This window comes from Nocardiopsis sediminis (assembly GCF_042650565.1).
Taxonomy (GTDB): Bacteria; Actinomycetota; Actinomycetes; order Streptosporangiales; family Streptosporangiaceae; genus Nocardiopsis_B; species Nocardiopsis_B sediminis.
Genome location: NZ_JBHSBH010000006.1, coordinates 1 through 15288 on the forward strand (window position 1 = coordinate 1; position 15288 = coordinate 15288).

The 15288-nt window shown below is 73.6% G+C and carries 5 protein-coding genes; 4 read left to right on the top strand and 1 reads right to left on the bottom strand.

Annotated elements, in window-relative coordinates; translation table 11 throughout:
* The first annotated feature begins 21 nt into the window (after positions 1-21).
* Entirely contained in the window at positions 22-4002 is a 3981-nt protein-coding gene (locus tag ACFOVU_RS08610) for an SDR family NAD(P)-dependent oxidoreductase (protein ID WP_378531621.1), read from the top strand.
* 63 nt (positions 4003-4065) lie between these two features.
* Positions 4066-11349, top strand: a complete 7284-nt coding sequence (locus ACFOVU_RS08615; RefSeq protein WP_378531623.1) for an SDR family NAD(P)-dependent oxidoreductase — start codon at positions 4066-4068, stop codon at positions 11347-11349.
* Between the two features lie 63 nt (positions 11350-11412).
* Here ACFOVU_RS08615 and ACFOVU_RS08620 read toward each other — a convergent pair whose 3' ends face one another.
* Positions 11413-12378 carry a TetR/AcrR family transcriptional regulator gene (locus ACFOVU_RS08620; protein ID WP_378531626.1) on the bottom strand — a complete coding sequence of 322 codons (966 nt, stop codon included), beginning with the start codon at positions 12376-12378 and terminating at the stop codon, positions 11413-11415.
* Positions 12379-12643: 265 nt separating this feature from the next.
* Here ACFOVU_RS08620 and ACFOVU_RS08625 point away from each other — a divergent pair, with 265 nt between their 5' ends.
* On the top strand, positions 12644-14209 hold the full coding sequence (locus tag ACFOVU_RS08625; RefSeq protein WP_378531627.1) for an MFS transporter: 1566 nt from the start codon (positions 12644-12646) through the stop codon (positions 14207-14209).
* Positions 14210-14441: 232 nt separating this feature from the next.
* Positions 14442-15281 (top strand): class I SAM-dependent methyltransferase, encoded by an 840-nt coding sequence (locus tag ACFOVU_RS08630; RefSeq protein WP_378531629.1) that lies wholly within the window; start codon positions 14442-14444, stop codon positions 15279-15281.
* Positions 15282-15288 lie beyond the last annotated feature (7 nt).

Consider the following 15288-nt stretch of genomic DNA (forward strand, 5'->3'; position numbering starts at 1 on the left):
CCCGACACCCCCCTCACAGCCATGGCCCCGGCCAGTCTCGGAGACGACACCACCGCCACCGTCACCGCCACCATGAAGCCCGGCAAACCCGAACCCCACACCCTCCTCCAAGCCCTCGCCACCGCCCACACCCACGGAACAACCACCACCTGGGCACAGGTCTTCGCCCCCACCAACGCCACCCCCACCCCCCTGCCGACCACCCCCTTCACCCACCACCACTACTGGCTCCCCACAACGGCCGCGACAACGGACGCCGGGGGACTCGGGCAGATGCCGGCGGACCACCCCCTCGTGGGGGCCGCGGTGGAGCTGCCGGAGGACGGTGGCGTGGTGCTGACGGGCCGGGTCTCGGTGGCGACGCATCCGTGGCTGGCCGACCACGCTGTGGACGGCCGGGTGCTCTTCCCGGGGACCGGTTTCGTGGAGCTGGCGGTCCGCGGCGGCGACGAGGTCGGCTGCCCCGTCGTGGAGGAGCTGACGCTCGCCGCCCCGCTGGTGCTCGATGACGGGCAGTCGGTGTTCCTCCAGGTCGCGGTCGGTGCCGCGGACGAGGACGGCCGGCGTACGGTCGCCGTGCATTCGCGCACGGACTCGCGGGACTGGACGCGCCACGCGAGCGGCACCCTGGCCGACACCGCCGACGGTGCGCGCGGCACGGGGGCCGACCTGACGGAATGGCCTCCCGCGGGCGCGAGCGAGGCCGACGTGACCGACCACTACGCCGCCCTCGCCGCCCGCGGATACGGGTACGGCCCGGCGTTCCAGGGGCTCAAGCGCGCCTGGGTGCGCGGCGCCGACGTGTTCGCCGAGGTGGCCCTCGGCGAGCAGGAAGCCGCGCAGGCGGGGGGCTACGGGCTCCACCCGGCGCTCCTGGACGCCGCGCTGCACGCCCTCGGCGCCGTCGAGAGCCAGGAGGACGCGGACGGACGCGTGTCCCTGCCGTTCTCCTGGACCGGCGTGCGGCTGCACGCGTCCGCCGCCGGCCGGCTGCGGGTGCGGCTGACGTCCGCCGAGGACGGCTCGGTGGCCATCGAGGCGGCCGACTCCGACGGGCGGCCGGTGGCCTCCATCAGCGCCCTGGTCATGCGCGAGCTCACCGACCGGGCGGGCGCGGGCGCGCCCGGCTCCGCGTCGTCGCTCCTGCGTATGGACTGGGTGCCGCTCACCGACGAGATCCCCGCACGCGACGGAACCTTCACCGTCGTCGGCGAGGCCGTGGACTTCGGTGTCGCCGAGGCGCTGGACCGTGCCGGGCTGCGTGTTCGCGCGGTCGCGGATCTGGAGTCGGCCGCCGCGGTCGAGGGCGTGTCCACGGTCGTGCTCCCTGTCCCGGTCCCGGAGACCGGGGACGACGACGTCCCCGGCGGCGTGCGCCGGGGCCTCGGCGGCGTGCTGAAGGCGGTGCAGGCCTGGCTCGCCGACGACCGGCAGGCGGACGCGCGGCTGGTCGTGGTGACCCGGGGCGCCGTCGCAGCGGGCCGGGACGATGCGGCACCCGGGCTGGTGGGTGCCGCGGTGTCGGGCCTGGTGCGCTCGGCGCAGGCCGAGTCGCCCGGCCGCGTGCTCCTCATCGACGTGGACACCGCGGCGGAGTCGCTGGCCGAGCTCCCGTCCCTGCTGGGCCTGGCGGACGAGCCGCAGGTGGCCGTGCGCGGCGGCGAGGTGCTGGTGCCGCGCCTGGCCCGGACCGACGCCGCCCGTGACCTCGTGGTCCCCGGCGACGGCGCGTGGCGCCTGGACGCGGAGGCGAAGGGGTCCATCGACGGCCTCCGCCTGCTGGAGGCCCCCGCGGCCGACCGCGCACTCTCCGCGGGCGAGGTGCGGGTGGACGTCCGCGCAGCGGGCGTGAACTTCCGCGATGTGCTCAACGCCCTGGGCATGTACCCGGGCGAGGCCGGGGCGATGGGCGTCGAACTCGCGGGCGTGGTCCGCGAGGTCGGCCCGAAGGTGACGGGCCTGGCGCCGGGCGACCGCGTGATGGGCCTGAGCGACGAGGGGGCGTTCGGCCCGCGCGTCGTGGCCGACCCGCGGATGCTGACCGCGATCCCCGAGGGCTGGACCTTCGCCCGCGCCGCCTCCGTCCCGAGTGTGTTCGCCACCGCCTGGTACGGGCTCGTGGACCTCGCGGGCGTGGGCGAGGGCGACCGGGTGCTGGTGCACTCGGGTGCGGGCGGTGTCGGTATGGCCGCGATCCAGATCGCCCGCAGCCTGGGCGCGGAGGTGTTCGCGACCGCCTCCCCGGGCAAGTGGGACGTGCTGCGCGCCCTGGGGCTGGCCGATGATCACATCTCCTCCTCCCGCGACCTCGGCTTCGCCGAGAAGTTCGGCGCCGTGGACGTGGTGCTGAACTCCCTGGCCGGGGAGTTCACCGACGCGTCCCTCGGCCTGCTGGGCGCGGGCGGCCGGTTCATCGAGATGGGCAAGACCGACCTCCGCACCCCCGAGCAGATCGGCCAAACCCATCCCGGTGTCGTGTACCGGTCCTTCGACCTGATGGACGCCGGCCCGAAGCGGATCGGGCGGATGCTGGGCGAGGTCGTCGGCGGGTTCGAGAAGGGCGCGCTGCGGCCGATCCCGGTCCGGAGCTGGGACGTGCGCCGCGCCCCGGAGGCGTTCCGGTTCATGGCGCAGGCCCGCCACCGCGGCAAGATCGTCCTGACGATCCCCCGCGCCCTCGACCCCGAGGGCACGGTCCTGGTCACCGGCGGCACCGGCGGCCTGGGCACGGTACTCGCCCGCCACCTCGTCACCGAGCGGGGGGTCCGCCACCTGGTGCTGGCCTCGCGCCGCGGCCCCGGCGCAGAAGGCGCGGCCGAGCTGGTCGCCGACCTGGAAGCCGCGGGCGCCGCGGTGGAGGTCGTTGCCGCGGACGTCTCCACCCGCGAGGGGGTCGACCGCGCGCTGGCGGCCGTCCCGGGCGGCCACCCGCTGACGGGCGTCTTCCACACGGCGGGCGTGGTGGCCGACGGCGTGCTGTCGTCGCTGGACGCCGACGCCTTCGACCGGGTCCTGGCGCCGAAGGCCGACGCCGCCTGGTGGCTGCACCGGGCCACCGCCGGCATGGACCTGGCGGCCTTCGCGCTGTACTCGTCCTCCGCGGGGTCGTTGGACAGCGCCGGACAGGGCAACTACTCCGCCGCCAACGCCTTCCTCGACGCGTTGGCCGCGGTGCGGAGCGCGGCCGGCCTGCCCGGGCTCTCCCTCGCATGGGGCGTATGGGACCCCGAGATCGGGGGCATGACCCGGCGGCTCTCGGACGGCGACCTGGGCCGGCTGTCGCGCTCGGGCTTCACCCCGCTGACCGCGCGTCACGGCATGGAGCTGCTGGACGCCGCCATGGCCCAGGCGGAGCCCTTCGTCCTCCCGCTGCCCATCGATGCGCGCGCCCTCGCCGCCCGCGACGAGGGGGTCCCCGCCCCGCTGCGCGGGCTGGTGACCCCGGCCCGCCGCACGGTGCAGGCGGCCGCGGTCCCTGACACCGAGAAGGCGGCGGAGGCCTCGCTCGAAGTCCGGCTGGCGAGCCTGCCGCCGGCCGAGCGGCGGCAGGTCGTGGTGTCGCTGGTGCGGTCGGAGGCGGCGGCGGTGCTCGGGCACGCCTCCACCGACCAGGTGGATCCGGACCGGAGCCTCTCCGACCTCGGGTTCGACTCCCTGACCTCGGTGGAGCTGCGCAACCGGCTGAGCCGCGCCACCGGGCTGCGGCTCCCGGCGACGCTGGTCTTCGACTACCCGACGGCGGCGGCCATCGCCGACTACGTCGCGGGCCAGCTCCTCCCGGCGGAGGAGTCGGTCGAGGAGCAGGTCGCCCACGGCCTGGACGAGCTGCGCAGGCTGCTCGACCGGGTCTCCGCCGACGACGAGGCGCGGTCCTCCATCACCGTCCGCCTCCAGAAGTTCATGGAGGAGTGGCGCGGAGCCCGGCCCGGCAAGGGCGAGGAGAGCAGTGTGCGCACGGCGCAGGCGGACGAACTGTTCGCGCTGATCGATGAAGGGCTCTAGCCCCCCATCCCGGCTGTCCGATCGGTGACGCAGGCTCGAAGACCCCAAGGAGAAGGTGACGGCGTGGCGGACGAAGAGAAGCTCCTCGAATACCTGCGACGGGTGACCGAAGACCTCCAGCAGGCCAACCGGCGGTTGCGCGAGGCGGAGGCCAAGGAGCGCGAGCCGATCGCGATCGTGTCGATGAGCTGCCGCTACCCCGGCGGGGTCGAATCACCGGAAGGGCTGTGGCGGCTGCTGGAGGAAGGGCGGCAGGGGGTCGTCCCGTTCCCGAAGGACCGGGGGTGGGACCTGGAGGCCCTCTACGACCCGGACCCCGCGACCCCCGGGACCACGTACGTGCGTGAGGGCGGGTTCCTGGAGGCCGCAGGCGAGTTCGACCCGGCGTTCTTCGGGATCACCCCGCGCGAAGCCGTGGCGATGGACCCGCAGCAGCGGTTGCTGCTGGAGGTGTCGTGGGAGGTGCTGGAACGGGCCGGGATCGACCCCGGCACCCTGAAGGGGACCTCCACCGGCGTCTTCATCGGCGCCTTCGCCGACGACTACGAGGTGGGTGCGGGCCCGCTGCCCCCCGGCAGCGAGGGGTACCTGGGCACGGGCAACTCCAGCTCCGTCATCTCCGGCCGGGTGGCCTACACCCTTGGGCTGGAGGGCCCGGCGGTCACCGTCGACACCGCGTGCTCCTCCTCGCTGGTGGGCATCCACCTGGCGTGCGAGTCGCTGCGCCGCGGCGAGAGCACCCTCGCCCTCGCCGGCGGCGTGACGGTCCTTGCGACGCCCGAGCTGCTGGTCGACTTCAGCCACCAGCGCGGCCTGGCCCACGACGGGCGGTGCAAGGCGTTCTCCGACGAGGCCGACGGCACGATCCTGTCCGAGGGCGCCGGTGTCCTGCTGCTGGAGCGGCTGTCGGACGCCCAGGCCAACGGGCACCGGATCCTCGGGGTGATCCGCGGCAGCGCGGTCAACCAGGACGGCGCCAGCAACGGGCTGTCCGCCCCGAACGGGCCCTCGCAGGAGCGGGTGATCCGCCAGGCGCTCGCCAACGCGGGCCTGGAGCCGGGCGACGTCGACGCGGTCGAGGCGCACGGCACCGGCACCACCCTCGGCGACCCCATCGAGGCGCAGGCGCTGCTGGCGACGTATGGGCGCGGCCGCGACGCCGCCGACCCGTTGTGGCTGGGGTCGGTGAAGTCCAACTTCGGGCACGCGCAGGCGGCGGCGGGAGTGGCCGGCGTGATCAAGATGGTGCTCGCGCTGCGCCATGGCACGCTGCCGAAGACGCTGCACGTCTCGCCCCCCTCCACGCATGTGGACTGGGACAGCGGACAGGTCCGCCTCCTCGACGAGGCGCGCCCCTGGCCCGAGCGTGATGAGCGGCCCCGCCGGGCCGGTGTGTCCTCCTTCGGCATCAGCGGCACCAACGCGCACGTGATCATCGAGGACGCCCCCGAGCCGGCCGCGCCGTCCGGCGACGACGCGGCCGCCCCCGAGGTGGGGGACGCCCGGCCGGTGCCGTTCACCGGCGACGTGACGCCGTGGGTGCTCTCGGGCCGCGGCGAACCGGGCCTGCGGGGTCAGGCGGGACGGCTGGCGTCGTTCATCCGGTCGGCCCAGGAGGCGGCCCCCGGCCGGGAGGACCCGGCCGGCCTTCCGGGCGCGGCGGACGTGGCGCGCGGGCTGGTGGCGCGCGCCGTGTTCGAGGACCGCGCGGTGGTCGTCGGCGCGGACACCGCCGGGCTGCTGGCCGGGCTGGACGCGCTGGCGGTCGGCGACGCCGCACCGGACGTCGTGAAGGGCTCGGTGCGGGCACGCCGTGAGGCGGTGTTCGTGTTCCCCGGGCAGGGGGCGCAGTGGGCGGGGATGGGCGCCGAGCTGGCGCGGACGTCCCCGGTGTTCGCGCAGCGGCTGGGCGAGTGTGCCCGCGCGCTCGACGGGCTGGTGGACTGGGACCTCTTCGACGTCCTCCACCAGCGCCCCGGAGCCCCCACGCTCGAATCCATCGAGGTGTTGCAGCCGGTCACGTTCTCGGTCATGGTGTCGCTGGCGGCGCTGTGGGAGTCGGTGGGGGTGAGCCCTTCCGCGGTCGTCGGCCACTCCCAGGGCGAGGTCGCCGCCGCGTGCGTGGCGGGTGTGCTGTCGCTGGAGGACGCGGTGCGGGCGGTCGTCCTGCGCTCGCGCCTGTTCGCCCAGGAGCTGACCGGGCACGGGGCGATCGCGGCGGTCGCGCTGTCGCGGGCCGACGCGCAGGCGCGCGTGGACGCCGTGGGCGGCGGGCTGTGGGTGGCCGTGCACAACGGCCCCACCTCCTGCGCGGTCTCCGGTGAACTGCGGGCCCTGGAGGGGTTCGTGGCCGGGCTCCGGGCAGAGGGCGTGCGGGCGCGGGTCGTGCCGACCACGGTGCCGACGCACTCCCCGCTCGTCGACCCCCTGCGCGACCGGCTGCTGGAGCTGTTCGCGTCGGTGTCGCCGACCCAGGGGCGCGTCCCGTTCTACTCGGCGGTGCGCGGCGCGGTGGTCGACGGGCGCGAGCTGGACGCGTCCTACTGGTACTCCAACGTGCGCGAGCCGGTGGAGTTCGCGGGGGCCGTGGAGGCGCTGATCGGCGACGGCCGGACCGCGTTCGTGGAGGTGTCCCCCCACCCGGTGCTGGGGATGGGGGTGCAGGACGTGCTGGACGCGCGCGGCGCCGCCGGGCTCGTGGTCGGATCGCTGCGGCGCGACGAGGGGGACGCGCGGCGGTTCCTGCTGTCGGCCGGAGAGGCGTTCGCGGGCGGCGTGGGGGTCGACTGGGGCGCGGTGGTGTCGGGCCTCGGCTCCGGGACCGCACCGGCGCCGCTGGAGCTGCCGACCTACGCCTTCCAGCGGGAGCAGTACTGGCTGGAGCCGCTGTCGGTGATCGCCGACGCGGGCGGGCTGGGCCAGGCCCCGGCCGGCCACCCCCTGGTGGGGGCCGCGGTGGAGCTGCCGGAGGACGGCGGCGTGGTGCTGACGGGCCGGATGTCGGTCTCCTCGCACCCATGGCTGGCCGACCACGCGGTCGGCGAGACCGTGGTGTTCCCGGGGGCGGGCTTCGTGGAGCTGGCGGTCCGCGGCGGCGACGAGGTCGGCTGCCCGGTGGTGGAGGAGCTGACGCTGGAGGCCCCCCTTGTGGTGTCGGGGGACGAGCAGGTGGTCCTCCAGGTCGCCGTGGGCGCCGCCGACGAGAGCGGCCACCGCACCGTTGCGGTGCATTCGCGCACGGGCTCGCGCGACTGGACGCGTCACGCGGGTGGCACCCTCGCCCGCGCCGACGGCTCCGGTGCGGGCTGGGACCTGGCGCAGTGGCCCCCGGCGGGCGCGCGCGAGGTGGACGTGGCCGGCCACTACGAAGGACTGGCGGCCCGGGGATACGGGTACGGTCCGGCGTTCCAGGGGCTGCGCCGTGCGTGGACGCGTGATGGTGAGGTGTTCGCCGAGGTGGGCCTCGGTGAGCAGGAGGCGGCACAGGCCGCGGGCTACGGGATCCACCCCGCTCTCCTGGACGCCTGCCTGCACGCCATCGGCCTGAACGCCGGCGCCGGCACCGGTGATGGCGTGGAGCTGCCCTTCGCCTGGTCGGGCGTTGAGCTGTGGGCGACGGGCGCGGCGCAGGTGCGCGTCCAGGTGCTGCCCGACGGCGGCGTGCGGCTGGCGGACGGTTCGGGCGCCCCGGTCGCGGCGGTCGGCGGCCTGGTGACGCGGCCGGTCCCCGCGGGCGGGCTGGCGGCGGGCGGCGGTGGCGGCGACGGCCTCGCGGGCGTCCACCACCTGAACTGGGTGGTCCCCTCATCCTGGAACCCGCCGCGCGTCGACGGGGTGGTCGCCGTCGCCGATGTGGCGGGCGGGGACTTCGGCGTGGCCGAGGCACTGGCGCGTAGCGGCGTGCAGGTCCGGGGGGTCGCGGACCTGGAATCGGCCGCCGCGGTCGAGGGCGTGTCCACGATCGTCATCCCTGTCGCGACCCCGGAGACCGGGGACGACGACGTCACCGGCGACGTGCGCCGGGCCCTCGGCACCGTGCTGGCGGCGGTGCAGGGGTGGCTGGCCGATGACCGGTTGGCCGAGGTGCGGTTGGCGGTGGTGACCCGGGGTGGGGTGGGTGCGCGTGCCGGGGACGGTGGTCCGGGGCTGGTGGGGGCGGCCGTTTCGGGGTTGGTGCGTTCTGCGCAGGCGGAGTCGCCGGGCCGGGTGCTCTTGGCGGATGTGGACACCACGGCGAAGTCGTGGGCGGCCCTGCCGTCGGTGCTGGGCGTGGTCGATGAGCCGCAGGTGGCGGTGCGCGGCGGCGAGGTGCTGGTGCCGCGTCTGTCCCGCGCCGATGCCACGCGCGACCTCCGGATCCCGGACGGTGGCGCGGGCGGTGCCGACAGGCGTTCCGGCCCGTGGCGGCTGGATGCGACGCTGAAGGGGTCGATCGACGGCCTCCGCCTGGTCGAGGCGCCCGAGGCCGACCGAGCCCTGGCAGCGGGGGAGGTGCGGGTCGAGGTCCGTGCGGCCGGGGTGAACTTCCGCGATGTCGTGGTCGCCCTCGGCATGGTCCCCGAGCAGGGCGCGCCTATCGGCGGCGAGTTCGCCGGCGTGGTCAGCGAGGTCGGCCCGGGCGTCGACGGCTTGGCCCCGGGCGACCGGGTGATGGGCCTGAGCGACGAGGGGACGTTCGGTCCGCGGGTCGTCGCCGACGGGCGGATGCTCGCCGCTGTGCCCGATGGCTGGACGTTCGCTCGTGCGGCATCGGTCCCGGGCGTGTTCGCGACGGCCTGGTATGGGCTGGTGGATCTGGCGGGTGTGGGCGCGGGTGACCGGGTGCTGGTGCATTCGGGTGCCGGTGGTGTCGGTATGGCCGCGATCCAGATCGCCCGTGCCCGGGGCGCGGAGGTGTTCGCGACCGCGTCCCCGGGAAAGTGGGACGTGTTGCGGGGATTGGGGCTGGCCGATGACCACATCTCCTCGTCCCGTGATCTGGGCTTCGCCGAGAAGTTCGGCGCGGTCGACGTGGTGCTGAACTCGCTTGCGGGCGAGTTCACGGATGCGTCCCTTGCCCTTCTGGGTGAGGGCGGCCGGTTCATCGAGATGGGCAAGACCGACCGCCGTGAGCCCGTAGCGGTGCAGGAGGCGTATCCGGGTGTGGTGTACCGGTCCTTCGACCTGATGGACGCCGGTCCGGAGCGCGTCGGCGGGATGCTGGGCGAGGCCTTGGGTGAGTTCGGGCGCGGTTCGCTCGGGCCCATCCCGGTGCAGTGCTGGGATGTGCGGCGGGCCGGGGAGGCGTTCCGGTTCATGGCCCAAGCCCGCCACCGCGGAAAGATCATCCTCACCATTCCCCGCGCCCTGGACCCCGAGGGAACGGTCCTGGTCACCGGCGGGACCGGCGGGCTGGGCGCGATGCTCGCCCGCCACCTCGTCACCCGACACGGTGCCCGCCACCTGCTCCTGGCCTCCCGCCGCGGGCCCGATGCCGAAGGCGCGGCAGACCTGGTCGCCGACCTTGAGGGCGCGGGCGCGACGGTCGATGTGGTGGCCGCGGACGTCTCCACCCGCGACGGGGTCGACCGGCTACTGGAGACCGTCCCCGAACAGCATCCGCTGACCGGGGTGTTCCACACCGCCGGCGTGCTCGCCGACGGCGTGGTCTCCTCCCTCGACACCGACGCCTTCGACCGGGTCCTGGCCCCCAAGGCCGATGCCGCCTGGTGGCTGCACCAGGCCACCGCCGGAATGGACCTGGCGACGTTCACCCTCTACTCCTCCTCGGCCGGGTCGCTGGACAGTGCCGGCCAGGGCAACTACTCCGCCGCCAACGCCTTCCTCGACGCCCTCGCCCTCACCCGCACCCGCCAAGGCCTTCCGGGCCTGTCATTGGCGTGGGGGCTGTGGGAACAGGCCAGCGGCATGAGCGCCCACCTCACCGGATCCGACATCTCCCGCATCGAACGCTCCGGATACCGCCGCATCACCAACGACCACGGCATGCGCATGCTCGACGCCGCCACAGCACACGCCGAACCCTTCGTCCTCCCCCTCCCCATCGACCCCCGCACCCTCGCCACCAGTGGCGGCGTGATCCCCGCCCCGCTGCGCGGGATCGTGGCCCCCGCGCGCCGCGCCGTTGCGGCCGCGTCCGCCGCCCCGGCCACGGGGTCCGCTCTGGAAGAGCGCCTCGCGGGGCTGACGGAGGCCGAGCAGGTGGCCGAGCTCACGACTCTGGTGCGGGGGTGTGCGGCGCGGGTGATCGGCTACTCCGATCCGGACGCGATCGCGCCGGACCAGAACTTCCTGGAGACCGGCTTCGACTCGCTGACCGCGATGGAGCTGCGCAACATCCTGAACAAGGCGACGGGGCTGCGGATGCCGGCGACCGCGGTCTTCGACTCCGGTACCGCGGCCGACCTCGCGCGCTACATCGCCGGCGAGATGTCCCTCTCCACCGGGTCCGGGTCCGGGGACACCGCGCCGTCGCGCGCCGCGGCGTTCGGTGGGGGCGGCTCGCTCGCCTCGCTCGTGCACGACGCCGCGCCCGCCGGGAAGCTCTACGAAGGGCTGGAGATGCTGGAGGCGGCGGCGCGGCTGCGCCCGTCGTTCGCGTCGCTGGACGACGTGAACAAGGCCTACCCGCCGCTGTCCCTCGCCAGCGGGCCGGCGGGGCCGAAGCTGTTCTGCTTCAGCACGCCGATGGCGCTGGGCGGCGCGGCGCAGTTCGCCCGGCTGGCGGCGCACTTCCAGGGGGTGCGCGACCTCTACGCCCTCCAGGTCCCCGGTTACGCGCCCGATGACGCCCTCCCCGAGACCGTCGACGTCATCGTGCGGATGTGGGCGGAGTCCATCAGGGAGGCGGCCGGGTCCGAGCCGTTCGTGCTGCTCGGCTACTGCGGCGGGGGCAACTTCGCGCACGCCGCCGTCGCCTACCTGGAACAGCAGGGGGTGCGCCCCGAGGGCCTGATCCTGCTCGACACCTTCCTGCCGGACAGCGACGTCATCGGCGACCTGGGCGGGCAGATGCTCGACGGGATGTTCGAGCGAGAGGCGACCTTCGGCCCCTTCAGCGACACGCGGATGACCGCGATGGGCCGCTACTACCGGCTCTTCCGGGAGACCGAGGTCGCCGACATCAAGACGCCGGTGCTCTTCCTCCACCCCGACACCCCGCTGCCCGGGCCGGACGGGACGAGGTCGCGGACCGGGGACTGGCGTGCGTCGTGGCACATGGACCACGAGCTCGGGGAGGTGCGGGGCGACCACCTCACCATGCTGGAGGGCGAGTCGGCGTCCATGGCGGGCGCGATCGAGGGCTGGCTGAAGGGCCTCGGGGCGCCCGCGGAGGGCGGCGCCTGACCGTGGCGGCGCCGTCCGGGGCGGGCAGGCGGAGCAGGGGCCGCGTGCCCGCCCCGGTGCGCGTCACCGGCGGTCGAGGCCGAGGGCCGGGCCCGGGCCGCCCGGGAGCGGCCGCGAGGTGCGTGCCCCCCGCTCCTCGACGAAGACCGCGAACCCGTCGAGGAGCCGGCGCAGGCCGAACTCGAAGATCTCCTCCAGGTCGGCGATCTCCTCCGGGTTGTTGCGCAGCGCGGCCTGCCGCGGGTAGTTCTCGGTCCCCAGCTCCTCCAGGACGGCCGGGACCTTGACCGCGCGCCACTGGCTCAGGGGCACGCCGCCGCGGCGCTCCGTCGCGATCTCGCTCACCCGCAGCAGTGCCAGCCCCTGGATCAGGCCGCTCAGGCTCAGGTACACCCGGTGCGCCGTTGCCGGGTCCAGCCCCAGGCCGTCCAGCGCCCCCAGCCCCCGTTCGACCCCGGCGAGGACCCCGGGGACCAGCGGGGGCTGCACCGTGGCGATGACCTCCAGCACCCACGGGTGGGTCGAGTAGAGCGACCACTCCCAGCGGGCCGTGGCCTCCAGCTCCGCCCGCCAGCTGCGGGGGGCCGTGGTCTCCGCCCCCTGGGCGTCCTCGCTGAACACGGCCTCGACCATCAGGTCGATCAGCTCGTCCTTGCCGTCGATGTAGTGGTACAGCGACATCACGTTGGCGTCGAGCTCGCGCGCGATGTGGCGCATGGACAGCGCCTCAAGGCCCTCGGTGTCGGCGATCCGGACCGCGGCGCGCACGATCACCTCCCGCGACAGTGTGCTCCCCGGCCGCGGTGCGTCCGCGGGAACGCCGTCGCCCGCCTCCTGGTGGCCGGGAAGCGGTGCGCCGGAGTCGGCCGCGGCCGACTCCGGCGCACCGCCCGGACCCGTGCCCGCGTCGTCGCGCGCCTTGACGCGCTCGCGGTGCGCGCGTGCCTGGCAGGCGCGGGAGCAGTAGAGGGGCTTTCGCCCGCGGGGCGGGATCGTGAGCTCCCTCCCGCACTGGACGCACTTCGGCATGCGGCGACTCTCTTTTCGTCACGGTCGACTGACTGTGATGAAATGCTATCACGCCCGTTTCGTGATGAAAACACGGGCGAGTCGGCCGTGATGAAATTTTTCTTCACGGCGGATTCGGATCATGTGGTCGCGTATAAATACCAGCTCATAAGCGATGCATGGCCTAAGTGGACGCTTGCTCTCCGTGAGGGTGATCAATCATCACGCGATTCGTATGGTGTAATGGAGATGAGTCGAATACATCGTACGAAGGAGGACGTGTCCGATGACTGTCGCCCCAAGCGACGCCAAAGCGGGCTGGAAGGAATGGGTCGGCCTCGCCGTCCTGATGCTGCCGGTCCTGTTGATCTCCATTACGGTGACGGTGCTGTTCTTCGCGCTCCCCTCGCTCACCGCCGAGCTGGAGCCGACAGCAGCCGAGCAGTTGTGGATCGTTGACATCTACGCTTTCCTGCTGGCCGGATTGCTGATCCCCATGGGCAACCTCGGCGACCGGATCGGGCGGCGGAAGCTGCTGCTCATGGGCGCGGTCGCGTTCGCGATCACCTCTGCGGTGGCGGCCTATGCGCCCAACGCCGAACTGCTCATCGCCGCCCGCGGCCTCCAGGGCGCCGCGGCGGCGACCCTGATGCCCCCCACGCTCGCCCTCATCCGGGCCATGTTCACCAACGCGCGGCAGTTGCAGATGGCCATCGCGCTGTGGGCCGCGGTGTTCACCGTCGGCAGCGTGATCGGGCCGATCATCGGCGGCTGGATGCTCGAGTACTTCTGGTGGGGATCGGTCTTCCTGATCAACGTGCCGATCATGGTCCTGCTGCTCGCGCTCGGCCCGTTCCTGCTCCCGGAGTACCGCGACCCCGAACCCGGGAACTTCGACATCCTCAGCGCCGCGCTCATCCTCCTCGCCGCCCTCCCGCTGGTCTTCGCCGTCAAGCAGGGCGCGGCGCAGGACTTCTCCGCGCCGATGTGGATCGCTGCCGTCCTGGGCGCCGCCTTCCTGGTCATGTTCCTGCGCCGGCAGAAGCGCCTGGCCGACCCCATGCTCGATCTGGCGCTCTTTCGCGACCGGGCCTTCAGCGTCGCCCTGATCACCGCGACGCTCGCGGTGTTCGCCCTGGTCGGGACCTTCTACTTCATCACCCAGTACCTGATGTCGGTGCTGGACATGCGGCCGCTGCTGGCGGGGTTGATGACCCTGCCGACCGCCGTGAGCTCGGTGGCCGGCTCGCTGCTCGGCGCGGCCCTGACCCGGTGGTTCCGGCCCGGCAACATCATGGGTTTCGGCATGATCAGTGGGGCCGTCGGCTTCGGCGTGATCTCGCTGCTGGGCACCACCGCGAACCTCCCGCTGCTCTTCCTCGGGCTGTTCCTGCTGGGGTGGGGGATCGGGTCGGTCAATGCGCTGGCGTCGAACCTGGTGGTCGCCGCGGCGCCGCCCGAGAAGGCCGGCTCGGCCTCAGGGCTGTTCGAGTCCTCCACCGAGTTCGGCCAGGCCCTCGGGGCGGCCATCCTCGGCAGCATCGGGGTGGCCGTGTTCCGCCTGACGCTCGCCGAGGACCTGCCGTCCGGCCTGACCGGCGAACAGGCGGCCGCGGCGAACGAGACGCTCGGCGGCGCCCTGGCCATCGCGGGCGAGCTGCCCGGCCCGGTCGGCGGGGCGCTGGCCACCGCGGCGCGCGAGGCCTACGTCGGCGGGATGCAGACCGCGGCCATCGCGGGCGCCGCCGTCATGGTGGTCATGGGGATCCTGGCCTTCATCAACCTCCGCAACGCGAAGGTCGAGGAGGAGCCGGCCGACGGCCCCGAGCCCGCCCCCGAACCGGTGAAGTGACCGGCGGCCCCGTGATCGCCTAAGGGGGGTGGAATGCGCACCCCCCTAGCCCGGGGTCGCACACCATTGCTCCGGAGAAGAGGCCCGAGGGACCCTGTAATAGGGCCTTCGGGCCTTGGGAAGGTGAGTTCGGGAATAACGGCACACGACGGCTCCACGGCTGAAAAAATGTCGGGTGCGCGGACCCCCGGCGCCGATTCCGCGTTCAAGATCTGAAGGGAAGTCGCAGAACATGCACGACAATAGCCTTCACGCCGTCGTGAGCGCCCCGGCCGATGGTGCGATCTCAGGAGGCGGCACCCTCGAAGCGCACAGGACCGCATCCGCGGCCGGGCCCGACGACGACTACACCACCAACGACGAACAGCTCTCCGTCCTGCTGGCGGCCGAGGCCAGCATCTGCGGTGCGTCGAGGATCCTCGAGGTCGGGGGCTCCTGCGGGAGCCTACTGACCACCATCGCCAAGAGGTTCGGCTGCCATGGCGAGGCGGTGTTCACCAATGGGGGGTACGTGAAGTTCGCACAAGAGGCGAACACCCACCACCGGAACCGGCTCAATATCGATTTCCGCCAGGCGTCGGTGATGCGGCTGCCTTATGAGGCGGCGAGTTTCACCCATGTGGTCAGCCGCGACGCCATGCACAATGTTCCCGATAAGCGCCGCAGCCACGCCGAGATCCACCGGGTCCTCAAGCCCGGGGGCGTATTCGCCTTCACCGACTTCGTCCAGGGCAGCGGCGAGATCAGCGAATCCACGCGGAAAAACGTCCACGAACGGCTCGGCTGGTGCGCCGGGTATTCGCTCGACGACTACCGCGCCGTTCTGGAGCGCGCCGGCTTCGAGGTCGTCCAGGTGCGCAGCCTGAACGGCCGGCTGACCCGGATGCTGCGGGAGAACGCGCAGGCGGCGCGCGATCGCGCGGAGCAGACCGGGGACGACGCCGCCCGGACCACGATGCTGGGCTTTGCAGCCTCATGCGATGCGGTCCGGGCGGCCGTCGGCGCCGGGGAGTTCGGCTGGGCGAGCTTCGTCACCCACAGGGCGGACACGGCCACGAGCGCCACCGCGTGACCGGTTC